At 71.4% G+C, this 17433-nt stretch carries 12 protein-coding genes and 1 tRNA gene; 9 read left to right on the top strand and 4 right to left on the bottom strand.

From position 1 onward, the window contains the following. Positions 1–144 precede the first annotated feature (144 nt). On the bottom strand, positions 145–1683 hold the full coding sequence (locus tag OG472_RS19685) for a potassium/proton antiporter (RefSeq protein WP_401608875.1): 1539 nt from the start codon (positions 1681–1683) through the stop codon (positions 145–147). 215 nt (positions 1684–1898) lie between these two features. Between OG472_RS19685 and OG472_RS19680 the strand changes: the two genes are divergently transcribed. Continuing rightward, a complete protein-coding gene (locus OG472_RS19680; protein ID WP_405830492.1) occupies positions 1899–4760 on the top strand; it encodes a penicillin acylase family protein in 2862 nt (953 codons plus the stop codon). Here the strand turns inward: OG472_RS19680 and OG472_RS19675 are convergent. Next, a complete protein-coding gene (locus OG472_RS19675) occupies positions 4755–5402 on the bottom strand; it encodes a 5-formyltetrahydrofolate cyclo-ligase (RefSeq protein ID WP_405830490.1) in 648 nt (215 codons plus the stop codon). The two genes, OG472_RS19680 and OG472_RS19675, sit on opposite strands and share 6 nt — an antisense overlap. A gap of 61 nt (positions 5403–5463) precedes the next feature. Here OG472_RS19675 and galU point away from each other — a divergent pair, with 61 nt between their 5' ends. The 8 genes from galU (at position 5464) to OG472_RS19635 (ending at position 15108) form a co-directional block, all read left to right on the top strand. After that, positions 5464–6366 (top strand): UTP--glucose-1-phosphate uridylyltransferase GalU, encoded by a 903-nt coding sequence (galU, locus tag OG472_RS19670; protein WP_383576500.1) that lies wholly within the window; start codon positions 5464–5466, stop codon positions 6364–6366. Between the two features lie 4 nt (positions 6367–6370). Continuing rightward, entirely contained in the window at positions 6371–7717 is a 1347-nt protein-coding gene (gene glp, locus OG472_RS19665) for a gephyrin-like molybdotransferase Glp (protein WP_405941801.1), read from the top strand. A 74-nt stretch (positions 7718–7791) separates the two neighbouring features. Then, positions 7792–8271, top strand: coding sequence for a cyclic pyranopterin monophosphate synthase MoaC (moaC, locus tag OG472_RS19660; protein ID WP_215015680.1), 480 nt, complete (start codon positions 7792–7794; stop codon positions 8269–8271). 62 nt (positions 8272–8333) lie between these two features. Continuing rightward, the gene (locus OG472_RS19655; RefSeq protein ID WP_401608877.1) at positions 8334–8873 is read left to right on the top strand and encodes a molybdenum cofactor biosynthesis protein B; all 540 of its coding nucleotides are present in this window, start codon (positions 8334–8336) and stop codon (positions 8871–8873) included. Further along, entirely contained in the window at positions 8870–9499 is a 630-nt protein-coding gene (locus tag OG472_RS19650; RefSeq protein WP_401608879.1) for a GNAT family N-acetyltransferase, read from the top strand. The genes OG472_RS19655 and OG472_RS19650 overlap by 4 nt, the downstream gene beginning before the upstream one ends. Before the next feature lie 169 nt (positions 9500–9668). Next, complete coding sequence (locus OG472_RS19645) at positions 9669–10703, top strand: hypothetical protein (RefSeq protein WP_405830488.1); 1035 nt, start codon at positions 9669–9671, stop codon at positions 10701–10703. 78 nt (positions 10704–10781) lie between these two features. Further along, positions 10782–10855 (top strand) — tRNA-Ala (locus OG472_RS19640). Positions 10856–11196: 341 nt separating this feature from the next. Continuing rightward, positions 11197–15108: a hypothetical protein gene (locus OG472_RS19635; RefSeq protein ID WP_405941800.1), complete on the top strand. Its 3912-nt coding sequence runs from the start codon at positions 11197–11199 to the stop codon at positions 15106–15108. A 67-nt stretch (positions 15109–15175) separates the two neighbouring features. Here OG472_RS19635 and OG472_RS19630 read toward each other — a convergent pair whose 3' ends face one another. Both OG472_RS19630 and OG472_RS19625 read right to left on the bottom strand, forming a co-directional pair. After that, a complete protein-coding gene (locus OG472_RS19630) occupies positions 15176–16162 on the bottom strand; it encodes an aldo/keto reductase (protein ID WP_383576508.1) in 987 nt (328 codons plus the stop codon). 253 nt (positions 16163–16415) lie between these two features. Beyond that, on the bottom strand, positions 16416–17432 hold the full coding sequence (locus OG472_RS19625; RefSeq protein WP_405830484.1) for a LuxR C-terminal-related transcriptional regulator: 1017 nt from the start codon (positions 17430–17432) through the stop codon (positions 16416–16418). Position 17433: the final 1 nt, after the last annotated feature.

Here is a 17433-nt window from a genome sequence, read left to right as displayed (position 1 = left end):
AGGGGAAGCCTCTACCAGGCCCTGTGATTACGGTGACAAGCCGTGTCTTCACCTGCGATTAACGGGAGCTTCGCACGTGAGGAGCTTGGAAATAGGGATAAAATCGGGCAGATCGCAGTGAAAATGCCGAATTAGAACGTTGCTCTAACGCGGCGCGGTCCCGTTTGACGTCCCGTTCCCCGTGCCCAGCCACCCCGCCAGCTTGCCGCCCCGCGCCACCGCCCGCAGCCGCGCCTCGGCCGCGTCCCGCACCGGGTCCGTGGCCACCACCAGCAGCTCGTCCCCGCGCCGCAGCACCGTCGACGGCAGCGGTACGAAGCTCTTCGCCTCCCGGACCACCAGCGTGACCGAGGCTCCCGGCGGCAGCCGCAGTTCGCTCACCTCCACGCCGTGCATCCGCGAGGCCGGCGGGATCTCGAAGGAGAGCAGGTGACCGCGCAGCTTCTCCAGCGGCGCCGACTCGATGCCGAGGTCGGAGGCGGTCTCCTCGCCCTTGCCGAGGTTCAGCTTGCGCGCCAGCCAGGGCAGGGTCGGCCCCTGGACCAGGGTGTAGACGACGACCAGCACGAAGACGATGTTGAAGACGCGGTCGCTGCCCTCGATCCCGGACACCATCGGGATGGTCGCCAGGATGATGGGCACGGCGCCGCGCAGGCCCGCCCACGACATGAGGGCCTGCTCCTGCCACGGGATCCGGAAGGGCAGCAGGCTGATGAAGACCTCCAGGGGCCGGGCGACCGTCGTGAGCACCAGCCCGATGACCACGGCGGGCCAGAAGTCGTGGATCAGCTCGTGCGGGGTGACCAGCAGGCCGAGCAGCACGAACATGCCGATCTGGGCGATCCAGCCGAGCCCGTCCGCGAATCCCCGGGTGGCCGGCCAGTGCGGGAGCTTCGCGTTCCCGAGCACCATCGCCGCGAGGTACACGGCGAGGAAGCCGGAGCCGTGCGCGATCGCGCCGGCCGCGTACGCCGTGATGGCGATGGCCATGACGGCGATCGGGTAGAGGCCGGAGGCGGGCAGTGCCACGTGCCGCAGGCCGTACGCGCCCAGGAAGCCGACCGTCAGGCCGATCGCGGCGCCGATCGCCAGCTCCAGCGCGATCTTGCCGAGCAGGACGTACCACTCGTCCACCGGGCCGACGGTGGAGAAGGCCACCACCAGGATGACGACGGGTGCGTCGTTGAAACCGGACTCGGCCTCCAGGACGCCCGTGATCCGGGAGGGCAGCGGGACCTTCCGCAGCACCGAGAAGACGGCCGCCGCGTCGGTCGAGGAGACGACCGCGCCGATCAGGAGGGCCTGCCGCCATTCCAGTCCGACCAGGTAATGCGCTCCTGCCGCCGTCACGCCCACGCTGATCGCCACGCCCACCAGTGACAGCATGATCGCCGCCGGCAGGGCCGGCTTGATCTCTTTCCACTTCGTGCCCAGACCGCCCTCGGCGAGGATCACCACGAGCGCGGCATAACCGATGACCTGGGTCAGCTCGGCATTGTCGAATACGACGTTGCCTATGCCGTCCTGGCCTATCGCGACGCCTATGCCGAGGTAGATGAGCAGGCTGGGCAGGCCGCTGCGTGAAGAGATGCGCACCGCCGCGACGGCGACGAGCAGTACGAGCGAGCAGACCAGCAGAAGCTCATTGAGCGTGTGGACAGTCAGCGGGCGGCCCTCCTCAATGCGCCCGGCGGATCGATCCTCCCGGCGACAAGTTCGGCAAGTAGTTCGTTACCTTACCTAATCTTTGACGCGCCCTTTACGCGATAACCACATTGTGAAACGCCTGTTCGCCCCTGTCGTTCGGACCTCTACCCCTGGAGGATCAACGAAGCCGGTCCTGCGCCTATGGTTGCTCCCAGAACTCCCAGGACCACCCTGCCCCTCTAAGGACAGCGATGCCCGCCAACGAAACCGCTCCTCCCGCCAAGAAGAAGGGACGACGCGCCCGTCTGATCGTGCTCGTACTGGTCCTGGCGCTCTTCGCGGGCCTCGGATACGGGGCGTACTGGGGCGTGGACAGCGTGCGCGCCTCGTTCCCCCAGACGACCGGCTCCCTCAAGGTGCCGGGCCTGACCGGGACCGTCGAAGTCAAGCGCGACGCCCACGGCATTCCGCAGCTCTACGCGGACAACGACGACGACCTCTTCCGCGCGCAGGGCTTCGTGCACGCGCAGGACCGGTTCTGGGAGATGGACGTCCGCCGCCACATGACCTCCGGGCGGCTCTCGGAGATGTTCGGTTCCGGCCAGGTCGAGACCGACGCCTTCCTGCGCACGCTCGGCTGGCGCCAGGTCGCGCAGGCCGAGTACGAGAACAAGCTGTCGCCCGAGACGAAGAAGTATCTGCAGGCCTACGCCGACGGGGTCAACGCGTACCTGAAGGGGAAGTCCGGCAAGGACCTCTCCGTCGAGCACGCGGCGCTCAAGCTGAGCGACGGCTACCAGCCCGAGCAGTGGTCGCCGGTGGACTCGGTGGCCTGGCTCAAGGCGATGGCGTGGGACCTGCGCGGCAACATGCAGGACGAGATCGACCGCGCGCTGATGTCGAGCAAGCTCTCGACGGCGCAGATCGACGAGCTCTACCCGCCGTACCCCTTCGACCGGAACAAGCCGATCGTCGAGGGCGGCAAGGTCGAGGGCGGCAAGTACGCGCCCCAGGCCTCCGGCGCCACGGGCTCCGGGTCGGGATCCACCGGCACCGGCTCGGGCGCCGCCGCCCTGGGCTCCCAGGCCTCCACGGGCCCGGCCGCCACGGGAACGGGCACCGGCACCGGCCTCGCCGACAACGTCACCGCCCAGGGCGCGACCGTGGGCCTGCGCAACCAGCTGACCGCCCTCGCCGCCACCCTGGACAAGGTCCCCGCGATCCTCGGCCCCAACGGCAGCGGCATCGGATCGAACTCCTGGGTCGTCTCGGGCAAGTACACGACCACCGGCAAGCCGCTGCTCGCGAACGACCCGCACCTGTCCCCGCAGCTGCCCTCGGTCTGGTACCAGATGGGCCTGCACTGCCGCGCCGTCTCGCCCCAGTGCCAGTACGACGTGGCCGGCTACACCTTCTCCGGCATGCCGGGCGTGGTCATCGGCCACAACGCCGACATCGCCTGGGGCATGACCAACCTCGGCGCCGACGTCACCGACCTCTTCCTGGAGCAGGTCAAGCCCGAGGGCTACGTCTACGACGGCAAGGTGCTCCCCTTCGCCACCCGTGAAGAGGTCATCAAGGTCGCGGGCGGCGACAGCAAGAAGATCACCGTCCGCACCACCAACAACGGTCCGCTCGTCTCCGACCGCAGCGAGGAGCTCGCCACGGTCGGCACCCGCGCCCCGGTCGCCAGCTCGGCCCCCGACCGCGGCGACGGTTACGCCGTCGCCCTGCGCTGGACCGCGCTGGACCCGGGCAAGACCATGGACTCGGTCTTCAAGCTCAACCGCGCCAAGACCTTCGACGACTTCCGCAAGGCCGCCGCCGACTTCGACGTGCCCTCGCAGAACCTGATCTACGCCGACAACAAGAACCTCAACGGCAACATCGGCTACCAGGCCCCGGGCCGCATCCCGATGCGCGGCCAGGGCGACGGCCGGATGCCCACCCCCGGCTGGGACTCCAAGTACGCCTGGAAGGGCGGCAAGGACAGCAACGTCGGCTACATCCCGCAGGGCGAGATGCCCTGGGACTCCAACCCGTCTCGCGGCTACATCGTCACCGCCAACCAGGCCGTCGTGGAGAGCGGGACCGGCGCGGGCAAGTACCCGTACCTGCTGACCACCGACTGGGGCTACGGCGCCCGCAGCCAGCGGATCAACGACCTCATCGAGGCGAAGATCAAGGACGGCGGGAAGATCTCGACCGATGACATGCGCACCATGCAGATGGACAACAGCAGCGAGATCGCCGCGCTGCTGACCCCGATGCTGGCGAAGATCCAGGTCTCCGACCCGGGCGTGCGCGCCGCGCAGAAGCTGCTGGACGGCTGGAACTACACCCAGGAGCCCGACTCGGCGGCCGCCGCCTACTTCAACGCGGTCTGGCGCAACATCCTCAAGCTGTCCTTCGGCGACAAGATGCCCAAGGAGCTGCGGATCGAGGGCAGCTGCATGAACGTCCTCGGCAACGGCACCGGCCCCGCCGACGACCTCGCCAAGACCGTCCGCGAATGCGGCACCCGCGGCCCCGACTCGGCGCAGCCGGACGGCGGCGACCGCTGGTTCGAGGTGGTCCGCCGCCTGGTCAAGGACGAGAAGTCGCAGTGGTGGAGCTCGCCCAGGACGCTGACCCAGCCGGAGACCACCACCCGCGACGAGCTGTTCGCCCGGGCCATGAAGGACGCCCGCTGGGAGCTCACCGCCAAGCTCGGCAAGGACCAGTCCACCTGGAGCTGGGGCCGGCTGCACCAGCTGAACCTGAAGAACCAGACGATCGGCACCGAGGGCCCCGGCTTCATGCAGTGGCTCCTCAACCGCGGCCCGTGGAACCTGGGCGGCGGCGAGGCCACCGTCAACGCGACCGGCTGGAACGCCTCCAGCGGGTACGGGGTCACGTGGGTGCCGTCGATGCGCATGGTGGTCAACCTCAACGACCTCGACAAGTCCCGCTGGATCAACCTGACGGGCGCCTCGGGGCACGCGTACAACTCCCACTACACGGACCAGACGACGATGTGGGCCAAGGGCGAGCTGCTGGAGTGGCCCTTCGGCAAGGACGCCGTCGAGAAGGCCACGGTCGACACCCTGACCCTCAAGCCGGAGGGTTCATGAGCTGAAGCGGCGCACCCCCGACGGGGTCGCCACCGCTTGTACGGGGTGGTCGTGCGGTTCCTCCGGGACCCGCGCGACCACCTCGTCGTCGTAGAGGAGCACCACCAGCGCGGGATGGGCCCCGGCGCGCTCCAGCCGCTCCAGCACCCGGTCGTACGAGCCTCCGCCGCGGCCGAGCCGCATGCCGCGCCCGTCGACCGCGAGGCCGGGCAGCAGCACGGTGTCGGCCCCGGTCACCGCGTCCGGCCCGAGCGCCGGCCCGGTGGGCTCCAGCAGCCGCATCTTCCCGGGGTGGGCGGTCTCGGCGAGGCTCTGCGGACCTTCGTACGCCGCCCAGTCGAGGTCGTTGTCGGGCAGCAGCAGGGGCAGCAGCACGCGCTTGCCGGCCGCGCGGAGGGCGTCGAGGAGTGCGCGGGTGCCGGGCTCGGTGCCGACGGAGACGTACGCCGCCACCGTGCGGGCGTCGGCCAGTTCGGGCAGTTCGAGGGCCCTGACGGCGAGCGCGGCGGCCGACGTGCGGCAGGTTTCGGGGGACAAGGCGCGGCGTGCGGCGAGGAGTTCTCGGCGCAGCCCGGCCTTGGCGGACGCGGTGGGCGGGTTCTCGGTCACGAGGAAATCAAATATCCTTGCGAATCGGGTCATACGTGGATCTACCTGCTGCGATCTCGTCTGGCGTTCGGCAGGACCCACTATCGTTCGGGGCATGACTATGTTGCACCCCGTGATCAAGAAGGCCGTGATTCCGGCCGCTGGCCTCGGTACTCGCTTCCTTCCGGCGACCAAGGCGACCCCGAAGGAAATGCTCCCGGTTGTGGACAAGCCGGCCATCCAGTACGTGGTCGAGGAGGCCGTCGGGGCCGGGCTCGACGACGTACTCATGATCACTGGGCGTAACAAGCGTGCCCTGGAAGACCACTTCGACCGGAACTACGAGCTGGAGTCGGCCCTCATCGCCAAGGGCGACGACGACCGGCTGAAGAAGGTCCAGGAATCCAGCGACCTCGCGACGATGCACTACGTCCGCCAGGGCGACCCGCGGGGCCTCGGCCACGCCGTGCTCTGCGCCGAGCCGCACGTCGGCCGCGAGCCCTTCGCCGTCCTGCTCGGCGACGACCTCATCGACCCGCGCGACCCGCTGCTGCGTCAGATGGCCGACATCTACGCCCGCACCGGCGGCACCGTCATCGCGCTCATGGAGGTCGACCCGGCCAGCGTGCACCTCTACGGCTGCGCCGCGGTCGAGGCCACCGACGAGGAGGACGTGGTCCGCATCACCGGCCTCGTCGAGAAGCCGGAGCCCGAGGACGCGCCCAGCAATTTCGCGGTTATCGGACGCTACGTCCTCAACCCCGCGATCTTCGACATACTGCGGGAGACCGAGCCGGGCCGCGGCGGGGAGATCCAGCTCACCGACGCCCTGCAGAAGCTTGCCGCCGACGAGAGCGTCGGCGGTCCGGTGCACGGCGTGGTCTTCCGGGGCCGTCGCTACGACACCGGGGACCGCGGCGACTACCTGCGGGCCATCGTCCGCCTCGCGTGCGAGCGCGAGGACCTCGGCCCGGAGTTCCGCACCTGGCTTCACCGTTACGTCACGGAGGAGATGTAGCACCTTGAGCAGTTCCGCACCGCAGGACACCGGCCACCGTCTGTGGTCCGTGGACGAGCACCTCGCGGACGTCCTCGCGGCCGTCCGGCCGCTGGAGCCCATCGAGCTCCAGCTGCTGGACGCCCAGGGCTGTGTCCTCGTCGAGGACGTCACCGTGCCCGTCGCCCTCCCGCCCTTCGACAACAGCTCCATGGACGGCTACGCCGTCCGCACGGCCGACGTCCAGGGTGCGAGCGAGGAGTTCCCCGCGGTGCTGACGGTCATCGGGGACGTCGCGGCGGGCAGCGGTGAGCTGCCCACCGTGGGCCCCGGCGAGGCCGCCCGCATCATGACCGGCGCCCCGCTGCCGCCCGGCGCGGAAGCCGTCGTACCGGTCGAGTGGACCGACGGTGGCACGGGCGGGGGCGCCGCCGCCGGGATGACCCCGGCCAGCGCCGCCCCCGAGCAGGCGGGCGGCGAGGTACGGGTGCACCGCGCCGCCGAGGCCCGGGCGCACGTCCGCGCGCGCGGCAGCGACGTACAGGCCGGTGACCTGGCGCTGGCGGCCGGCACGGTCCTCGGGCCGCCGCAGATCGCCCTGCTGGCCGCCATCGGACGCGGCACCGTCCGCGCACGGCCGCGGCCGCGCGTGGTGGTCCTGTCCACCGGCAGCGAGCTGGTCCAGCCCGGCGAGGCGCTCACCTCGGGCACGATCTACGACTCCAACAGCTTCGCGCTCGCCGCGGCCGCCCGGGACGCCGGAGCCATCGCCTACCGCGTCGGCGCCGTCGCCGACGACGCCGACACCCTGCGCGCCACCATCGAGGACCAGCTGATCCGCGCCGACCTGCTCGTCACCACGGGCGGGGTCAGCGTCGGCGCGTACGACGTGGTCAAGGAGGCGCTGTCCTCCGTCGGCTCGGGGGACGAGGCCTCCGGGGACGTGGAGGGCGGCGGGATCGACTTCCGCAAGCTCGCCATGCAGCCCGGCAAGCCGCAGGGCTTCGGCACGATCGGCCCGGACCACACCCCGCTGCTGGCCCTGCCCGGCAACCCGGTGTCCTCGTACGTCTCTTTCGAGCTGTTCGTGCGCCCCGCGATCCGCACCCTTATGGGCCTGCCGGAGCCCGAGGTCCGGCGGCCGAGCGTGCGGGCGGTGCTGACGGCCGACAAGGCGCTCGGCTCCCCGGCCGGCCGCCGCCAGTTCCTGCGCGGCAAGTACGACGCCGAGAGCGGCACGGTCAGCCCGGTCGGCGGATCGGGCTCCCACCTGATCGCCGCGCTGGCGCACGCCGACTCGCTGATGGTCGTACCGGAGGACGTCACCTCGGTGGAGCCCGGGACCGAGCTGGAAGTGGTCCTGCTCGGCTGAAGTGGGGCCGGTGCGGGTAGCGTGTTGCACCACACAGGCCCCTCGGGGGCCCGGACGGAAGCGACGCGCAGAGTATGAGTACGCAGAGCAGGCTGACCCACATCGACGAGGCCGGGGCGGCCCGGATGGTGGACGTCTCGGAGAAGGACGTCACCACCCGGACGGCCCGGGCCAGTGGACGTGTGCTCGTCTCCCCCCGGGTGATCGAGCTGCTGCGCGGGGAGGGCGTCCCCAAGGGCGACGCCCTCGCCACCGCGCGGATCGCCGGGATCATGGGCGCGAAGAAGACCCCCGACCTGATCCCCCTCTGCCATCCGCTGGCGGTCTCGGGCGTGAAGGTCGACCTGTCGGTCGCCGACGACGCCGTCGAGATCCTCGCCACCGTGAAGACGACCGACCGCACGGGCGTCGAGATGGAGGCGCTGACCGCCGTCGCGGTCGCCGGCCTCACCGTGATCGACATGGTGAAGGCGGTCGACAAGGGCGCCGTCATCACGGACGTCCGGGTGGAGGAGAAGACCGGCGGCAAGTCCGGCGACTGGGCGCGCTCGTGAACGCCCCGCGCGGCGGCGAGGTGCACAGCCACGTGGGCCACGTCCCGCAGACCCCGGAAACCGTGTCCGCACCGGCGGCCGCACCGGCACCCGCTGCCACCGGCCGGGCGCTCGTCGTCACGGCCTCGAACCGGGCCTCGCAGGGCGTGTACGCCGACAAGGGCGGCCCGCTGCTGGCGGAGGCGCTGGAGAAGCTCGGCTTCACGGTGGACGGACCGCGGGTCGTCCCGGACGGCGATCCCGTCGAGCAGGCGCTGCGCGAGGGCGTGGCCGGCGGCTACGACGTCATCCTGACCACCGGCGGGACCGGCATCTCGCCGACGGACCGCACCCCCGATGCCACCGCACGGGTGCTGGACTACGAGATTCCGGGGATTCCGCAGGCCATCCGCGCCGAAGGCCTGGCGAAGGTGCCGACCGCGGCCCTGTCCCGGGGCCTGGCGGGGGTCGCCGGACACACCCTCATCGTCAACCTCCCCGGCTCGACGGGCGGGGTGCGCGACGGCCTCGCCGTCCTCTCCCGCATCCTTCCGCACGCCGTGGACCAGATCCGGGGCGGCGACCACCCCAGACCGGCGGGACCCTCCGGGAGCGAGAGCTGAACGGCCCCTCCTGGCCGGTCGTCCTGACGGACGGCGACGTGACCCTCCGGCCGATACGACTGCGGGACCAGAAGGCCTGGCGCGAGGTCAACCGGCGCAACCGGGACTGGCTCCGGCCGTGGGAGGCGACGATTCCGCCGCCCGCGCCGTGGGGGCCGGTGATACAACGGCCCACGTACCGCCAGATGGTCCGCCACCTGCGGGCGGAGGCGAACGCGGGCCGGATGCTGCCCTTCGTCATCGAGTACCAGGGCCGCCTGGTGGGCCAGCTGACGGTCGCCGGGATCACCTGGGGCTCGATGTGCGCGGCCCACGTCGGCTACTGGGTGGACCGCGAGGTGGCGGGCCGCGGCGTGATGCCGACGGCGGTCGCGCTGGCCGTGGACCACTGCTTCGGCAAGGTCGGCCTGCACCGGATCGAGGTGTGCATCCGCCCCGAGAACGGGCCGAGCCGGCGGGTCGTGGAGAAGCTCGGCCTGCGCGAGGAGGGGCTGCGGCCGCGCTATCTGCACATCGACGGCGCCTGGCGCGACCACCTCGTCTACGCGGTCACGGTGGAAGAGGTGCCGGAGGGGCTGCTGCGCCGCTGGCACCGGGCACGTCACACGCAGACGCCGCCCAAATAGATAACCGAATCTCCGTTCGAATTGATGAGGGCGGCAAGGGGCCGGGGACCGATTCGCCCATAACCTGATCCGAAGAATCACAAAAAAAGTCCGTGATATCAGCGAGATCGCGCGACACACCGGCCCAATTGGCCGATCCCCCCGCCCGCGCCCCTCTACGGTGTGAGGTGTGAGCAGCAGCGGCCTCATCTACGCAGTCATTGTCGGGGCCTGGGCCGCCTACTTGGTGCCCATGTGGCTCCGGAGGCAGGACGAGCTGAACGAGGCCCGTCCGACGGAACGCTTCTCCACTGCCATTCGGCTGCTTTCCGGCCGGGCGGGAATGGAGCGCCGTTACGCCAAGGGGCTGCGTGAGCGCGGTGACGAGGAGGCGGGGCCCCAGCCCCACGCGGACCCGGACGCCGCGACGGAAAAGGTGAATTCCGTCGACGCCGACGCCCGGGCCGTCGTCGTGCCCCCGACCAGGGCGGAGCCGCGGCCGGCCGCCGCCGAGCGGGAGCAGCGTGCGGAGCGGGCCCGGCGCGAACAGCGCCTCCAGGTCCTCGCACGCCGCCGGCGCACCACCGCGCTCCTCTTCCTGGTCTTCACCCTCGGCGCGGTCGTCGCGGCGGTGGGCGGCCTGCGCTTCCTGTGGGCCCCCGCGGTGCCCGCCCTCCTGCTGAGCACGTACATCGTGCACCTGCGGGTCCAGGAGCGACGGCGCTACGAGTTCACGATGGACCGGCGGCGCGCCGAGGCGGCCGCGCGGCAGCTGCGGGAGAGCCGCCCGCGCCGCCGCGACTCCGGGGACACCACTCCCGCGAACACCGAACCGGACCCTGCGCCACCGGTCTCCCCGCAGGAGGCCGGGCGCCGCGCGCTCGTGGAGCAGACCGACCACGCCGAGTGGGTGGACCAGCAGCGCGAACGCGAGCGCGGACCCGCCCGCGGTGACAGCTGGGAGCCGGTTCCGGTCCCGCTGCCGACGTACGTGACGGCCCCGGTCGCCCCCCGCGCCACCGGCCCGGCGTCCCCGGACGCCTGGAGCGCGACCCGCTCCAGCACGGCCGAGCCGACGGAACCCCGCCTGCGCGCACAGCCCGCGGCCCCCAAGCCGGACGCGAAGCCGCAGACCACCCCGCGCCCCCGCGGCCAGGTCGGCGCCCGCACCCCGCTGTTCGACCAGTACGAGAGCGACGACCGCCCGCGCGCCGCCAACGAGTGATGGGTGACCTGCACGGACGCTCCGGAATACGCGTTTTGGAGCAGCCGCGCGGGGATGCTAATGTTTCACACGTCGCAAGGGCCTGTGGCGCAGTCTGGTAGCGCACCTCGTTCGCATCGAGGGGGTCTGGGGTTCAAATCCCCACAGGTCCACAGACGACAGTTCGCGAGTAGCTCTCGTGAACGTCACGAGATCCCGTCCGGTCGAAAGACCGGGCGGGATCTCGGCGTTTCCAGGGGTGTTCGGAGCGGGCCGCATCACCGGTGCCCACGACCGGGCCTTCCGGTGGGGCTCCCGGTGTGACCGTACCCGCGGGTAAACCCTCTGTGTCCCGGCAGTTGGCGGTGGATAAACTCCGCCTGCCCGTAACTCCCGTGATGGTCACCGGGGTGGGGCTGCTCTAACTGGGGGGTTCATGAGCTTGCTGCCGATCGGCAGAAGACCGCGGGACAGACGGGGGAGAGGGGCCCGTGCGGGCGTCGTCTCCGGGGCGTTGCTGCTTGCCGTCCTGACCGCCTTCACCGGCCAGACCGGATCCGCCCTCGCGGCGGCGGTGCCGCCCGAGGCCGGCGCCTCGGCGCAGGCGGAGCCCGCCGCGCCGGCCGGGCCCAAGGCTCCGCCGAAGGCGGACCCGAAGGCCGACCACGAGGCCGCCGTGCGCGCGCTCGGGAAGAGCGACGCCGCCGAGGCCTGCCCGGCGGCCCTCGCGCCGCACACGACCGTCACCTGCACGGTCGACCCGTACAAGACCGCCTCCTTCACGCTCGCACTGCCGCAGCAGAAGGACGTGGTCCTGTACCAGGTCGTCACCCAACGGTGGGCCAACTACAAGCTGGTGGCCCCGGACGGCTCCACGGTCACCTGTGAGAGCGTCCTCGGTTCCGGCAGCGCCGGTGGGGCGCAGCGCTGCCCGACGGGCACGGCCGGCACGTACAAGCTGGAGGTCACGGACTCCTACGGCGCGGAGAACGCCATCTCCGTCTCGTACGTCCCGCTGCTCTCCTCCACCGCCTGCAAGGCGGTCGGCGCCGCCGACCGCAAGCTCGGCGCCCCGACCGTGTTCCAGGGCTCCCTGGCCGCCGGTTCGGCGGGCGACTGCTACACGCTGGACCTGGCCGCGGACGACGTGCTGCGCAGCTACGCGTCCACGTACCGGGTCGGTCAGGACGTCTTCGACGCCACCGGCAAGATGGTCTGCAGCACGGAGAGCCACCGCGGCGAGACCCTCGACTGCAAGCTCACCGGTACCGCGCCGTTCCGGATGTCGGTGCTCCAGGGCTCCGGCACTGCCGAGGCCTACGACCTCACCGCGGCACGGCTCTCCAAGCCCGAGGGCTGCGCGGTGGTGGAACCGCAGGCGTTCGGGGCCGCCCCGGACCTGAGCTCCACGGCCCGCTGCCGCACCCTGCGGGTGGCGCAGGCTGCGCACCACACGTTCGCTCCGGTTGCCTCCGGAAGCGTTCCGTACGGCGCGCTGTTCGATGCCCAGGGCACCGCGATCACCGCCTGCGGGCAGGGCGCCTGCGAGCTGACCCCCGGTGACCACACCTGGGCCGTCGACCCCCGGAGCACCGACGCCGGCGCGTTCGGCATGGCGTTCCACTCCGCCAAGGAGACCCGCGGCTGCACCGCGACGCACGACAACGGCCTGGTGGCCGGTCCGGTCACCGGCACCTTCGGCGGGCCCGGGCAGCAGCTCTGCCTGACCCTGCCGACCGCCAGTGGCCAGGGCGTCTACCTGCTCAACCGGCCGCCCGCCGAGGGCACCAGCGCCGCTGCCACGGTCTACGACGCCGCTGGCGCCAAGCAGTGCGAAGAGGACGGTTACTCCTACTACGTCTGCAAGCTGACCGGCACCGCCCCGTTCCGTGCGGTGCTGAGCGGCGCGGAATCCCAGGCGTTCCGCCTGGTGATCCACCGGACCGGTGACGCCGCGGGCTGCGCCGCCTGGCCGCAGACCGGTTTCGACGGCTCCTGGGGTGCCGAGGTCCCGCTCGGCGGGGAGGCGCGGCAGCAGTGCCTGAGCCTGCCGGCCGACAAGCACTCCACGGCCGAGATCCTCGACTACACCAACGAGCAGAACAAGGTGAACGGCTCGATCCAGGTGGTCGACCCCACGGGCACCACGGTGTGCTCGACCGTCGGCGGCTCGACCACCACCTGCGCCCTCGGCGCCGGTGTGCCGTACACCGCGATGGTCGTCTTCACCGGCTGGGGAACGGACACCTACAAGGTGGTCCGGCGTGACATCTCGCCCACCGCGAAGTGCACCACGCCCGCCTCGACGACCGTCGGCGGCCAGTCGACCCCCTTCGACCTGACCTCGGCCCTGGACGCCCGCTGCGTCCGGATCACCGGCGCCGCCACGGACAGGTTCTGGCTGAGCTCGCGGACCCTCGAGGACCCGCGGTACGCACCGTCGACGCTGCTGACCGCGGTCGATTCCAACGGGAAGGTCGCCTGCCGTCAGTGGGGCCTCTCCTGCCGGGTCACCGGGTCGACCTCGTACGTCGTGATCGTGCTCGCCTCCGGTTACAAGGACAAGCCGATCCACACCAACGTGGACACCTGGAAGGTCGGCACGGCAACCGGATGGGTGCCGGAGTGCACGGCCAACCCCATCTCGGTCAACGGCTTCCCGGCGCGGAGCGGGGTGCTCTCCGAGTCCTCGACCGGCTACTGCGCCGTGGTGGACGTGAAGCCCGGCCAGGCCTTCAAGGTCGCCGGAAGCAGCAGCACGACCTCCAGCGAGCACCCGTCCCTGAACCTGCACGGTGCGGCTCAGTGGACGAGTACGGGCGTCGAGTTCCAGTGCACCCAGTTCTCGGGCGTGTTCGGCGCCCGGTGCCTGACCCTCGGCAACGCCGAGGCCGGCCAGGCCGTACTGCTGATGAGCGCCGGCCGCAGCGCCACGCCCGTGGAGTACAGCATGCAGGGACTGTGCGACTCCGAGTGCACCCACCCGCAGCCGGGGGCCCTGCCCACGTCGATCAGCCCCGCGACGGGCGCCGCCGGAACGCGGACCCACTCCGTCGTGCGCGGTACGGGGCTCACCCTGGACACCAAGCTCCACCTGGTGCGCAGTGACACGGGTGGCGATCCGCGGCCCGTCATGAAGGTGCTCTCCGTGAACGCCGACGGCACCGCGCTCGACGTGCTGGTCGACACCAACGGGCTGGCGCCGGGCACCTACGACGTCGTGCGCGACGGCTACGTGTCCACTCCCGGGGTGCCTTCCCCGGGCTACCTGCCCAAGGCGTACACGGTGACGGCCGCGGCCGCGCTCGCGAAGAGCCGGTTCGTGCCGATCGCCCCCTCGCGGTTCCTGGACACGCGTGACGGCACCGGAGCCACCAAGGCACGGGTCGGTCCCGGCGGTGTCGTGACGCTCCAGGTGGCCGGTGTGAAGGGCGTCCCGGCGACCGGGGTGACCGCGGTCGTCATGAACGTGACCGCCGTGTACCCGACCGAGGCCGGGCACGTGATGGTCTACCCGAACGGGCAGCCGAAGCCCGCGGTGTCGAACCTCAACTTCTCGGCGGGGCAGATCGTGCCCAACCTGGTGACCGTTCCGGTCGTGAACGGGAAGGTGGACCTGCGCAACAACGCCGGTTCGGTGGACCTGATCGCGGACGTCACCGGGTACTACACCGACAAGGCGGCAACCGGTTCCGCGCTGACGCCGATCACGCCCACCCGGTTCCTGGACACGCGTGACGGCACCGGGGCCAAGAAGGAGCGCGTCGGCCCGGGCGGGGTCGCCACGCTTCAGGTGGCCGGTGTGAAGGGGGTCCCCGCGAGCGGGGTGACCGCGGTCGTCATGAACGTGACCGCCGTCAGTCCGACCGAGGCCGGCCACGTCACCGTCTACCCGAACGGGCAGGCGGCGCCGGGAGTGTCGAACCTCAACTTCACCGCCGGGCAGGTCGTCCCGAACCTGGTGACGGTGCCGGTCGTGAACGGGAAGGTGGACCTGCGCAACAACTCGGGCTCCGTCGACCTGATCGCTGACGTGACCGGGTACTACTCGGCCACCGGGTCGACGTTCTCGGCCGGTTCGCCGGTGCGGCTGCTGGACACCCGCTACGGTCTCGGCGCCCGCGCCGGTTCCGTCGGCCAGGGCGGCGTCGTCAGCCTGCAGATCGCAGGCGTCGAGGGCGTGCCGCTGACCGGGGTAACCGCGGTGGTCCTCAACGTCACCGTCACCGGTCCGACGCAGGACGGCCACCTGATCGTCCAGCCGCACGGGGTGCCGCGTCCCAACGTGTCGAACCTCAACTTCACGGCCGGACAGACGGTCTCCAACCTGGTGGTCGTCCCGGTCGTGGACGGCCGGGTGACCTTCTACAACAACACCGGTTCCGCCGATGTGATCGCCGACCTGAACGGCTACTTCACCTCCTGACGGACCCGCGCGACGACGAGGGGCCCGCCCGACCCGACGATCGGGCGGGCCCTTCTGCGTGTCCGGGTCAGTTCACCGAGTCGAGCCGGGCGCGCTGCTGCGGGGTGAGGTCGAGGTCCACCGCGCCCAGGTTCTCCTCCAGCTGGGCCACCGTGGAGGCGCCGATCAGGGGGAGGACCGGGATGTCGCCGCCCATCAGCCAGGACAGCACGACCTGGTTGACGGTGGCGCCCGTCTCGGCGGCCACCTCGCGGACCGCGCGGAGGCGGGGGTCGGTGCCCGCGTGGTCGAAGCCCGGGCCCAGCGGCTTGTCGGTGCGGACGTAGGCGCCGGCGAGCAGCGGGGAGTACGAGACCTGGGTGAGGGACGGGTTGTCCCGCAGGTAGCTGAGCAGGTCGCCGCTGACCAGACCCTGGTTGCCGTCGGGGGAGCGCAGGCTGGGGACGTCGGTGCGCTGGCGCAGGTAGCTGTGGTGGTGCTGGAGCACCTCGTAGCCGGGTACACCGGCCGCCGCGGCCAGCGTACGGGCGCGCTCCACGCGCCAGGCCCAGTGGTTGCTGGCCCCCAGCAGGCCCGCCGTCCCGTCCGCGACGACCTCGGCGAAGCCCTGGACGGTCTCCTCCAGCGGGGTGTTCTCGTCCATGATGTGCGCGTACAGCAGGTGGATCCGCTCGATGCCGAGCCGCTCCCGGCTGCGCTCCGCCGACTCCCGGATGACCTTGGCGGACAGGCCCTCCACGTCGAGGCTGAAGCCGCTGGTGGGCTGGTTGGGGCGGGCGCCGAGCTTGGTGGCGACGGTGATCTCGTCACCGATGCCGCGGCTGCGCAGCCAGCGGCCGATCAGCTCCTCGCTCTCGCCGCCCCGGGTGCCGTTGACCCAGAACGCGTAGTTGTTGGAGGTGTCGATGAAGGTGCCGCCCGCTTCGACGAAACGGTCGAGGATCGCGTACGCGGTGGCCTCGTCGACGGTGGTGCCGAAGGTCATCGTGCCGAGGCTCAGCACGCTCACTTCGCGGCGGGTCTCGGCAGCGGTGCCGATGACACGGTATTTCACGGTGATGCCTTTCGGATCAGGGCGCTGAACACCCCCGCGTGTGCACGGCCCGGGGCCGCCTGGACGACCCGCGGCGGCGTGCAGGAGGGGCGCCTGCGAGGACAGCGTGATGACGGGCACCGGAGTGCGGCCCGTCGTGGCGCGTGACGGGGAACCAGCCGGTCTGCGCGGTGCCACGGCGGGGGAAGCCGGGCACGGAGGTCGCTGCCCGCACAACGTACATGACGGTCCGGGGAAGCCGAAGCGCCCCTTCTCACCTGCCTGTTGACGGCCGCTCGTCGAGGAAGCCGCTCCGGGCGATGAGGTACGCGAGCTGCGCGCGGCTGCGGCTGCCGAACAGTTCGGCCGCCCAGCGCATGTGGTTGGAGACGCTGCGCGGGCTCATGCCGAGCCGCGCGGCGATCGCCTCGTCGGTGTGGCCGTTGACCATGTGGCGCAGGATCGTGCGGCGGACGTCGTCGGTGAGCTCGGCCGGCAGCCTGCCGCCGGGGGCGTCCCGCAGCGGCGCGGCGCGCTGCCAGGTGTGCTCGAAGATGCCGGCGAGGTAGCGGACGACCCCGGGATGCTCGATGGCCAGCGCGACCTGGCTGCGCTCCGCGCCCGGATCGGGGACGAAGGCGATCCTGCGGTCGCAGATGATCAGCCGGTCGAACACCTCGTCCAGGGTGCGGACCTCGCCGCCCGCCTGCGAGATCTGCTCCACGTAGGCCAGGGTCGGCTGGTGGGAGCGGACGGTGTGCTCGTAGATCGTGCGCTGGCGGACGCCGCGGCCGAGCGCGGCGAGGTCGCTGGGGAGCGCTTCGCCGAGTGTCTTCTCCGGGCGCCCGCCGCCGGGTTGGGCGGTCAGCAGTTCGTCCTGGCAGGACTGCACGGCCGCGGCGAGGGTGGCGGTGATGGTGCCCGGACCCCGGACCGTGCGGACCGGATGGGCGTCCGTGCGGTCGTGGCTGTCCAGATAGACCTCCTGGGCCCGGGAGATCGAGGTGCGGACGGCCTCCAGGGCGTTCCTCTTCTCTTCGATGGCCCGTTCCAGGCGGTCCACGTGGGTGCCGGCGGCGAGCCGCGGCGGGACGGGGGCGAGGGAGCCGTCGGGCAGCCGCCGGACGAGCCCCAGGCTGAGCAGGCAGGGAGGACAGTCGCCGGAGGGGACCCGCTCGCCCAGGAGGTCCGCGTAGTAGCGGAGCCCGTCCGGACAGATCTCGCCACCGGCGGCTCCACCAGCCCCACCGGCCCCTGTGGTGACGGCCGCGCCACTCGTGTCCGTGTCCATG

The organism is Streptomyces sp. NBC_00207 (assembly GCF_045160965.1).
GTDB lineage: Bacteria > Actinomycetota > Actinomycetes > Streptomycetales > Streptomycetaceae > Streptomyces.
Note: the sequence above shows the minus strand (reverse complement) of the source record. Positions and strands in the feature narration are given on the sequence as shown.

Bases quoted from the DNA above. Each gene is read 5' to 3' on its own strand.
- OG472_RS19680 (WP_405830492.1), top strand. From the start codon at position 1,899: ATGCCCGCCAACGAAACCGCTCCTCCCGCCAAGAAGAAGGGACGACGC.
- OG472_RS19675 (WP_405830490.1), bottom strand. From the start codon at position 5,402: ATGACCCGATTCGCAAGGATATTTGATTTCCTCGTGACCGAGAACCCG.
- galU (WP_383576500.1), top strand. From the start codon at position 5,464: ATGACTATGTTGCACCCCGTGATCAAGAAGGCCGTGATTCCGGCCGCT.
- moaC (WP_215015680.1), top strand. From the start codon at position 7,792: ATGAGTACGCAGAGCAGGCTGACCCACATCGACGAGGCCGGGGCGGCC.
- OG472_RS19625 (WP_405830484.1), bottom strand. From the start codon at position 17,432: ATGGACACGGACACGAGTGGCGCGGCCGTCACCACAGGGGCCGGTGGG.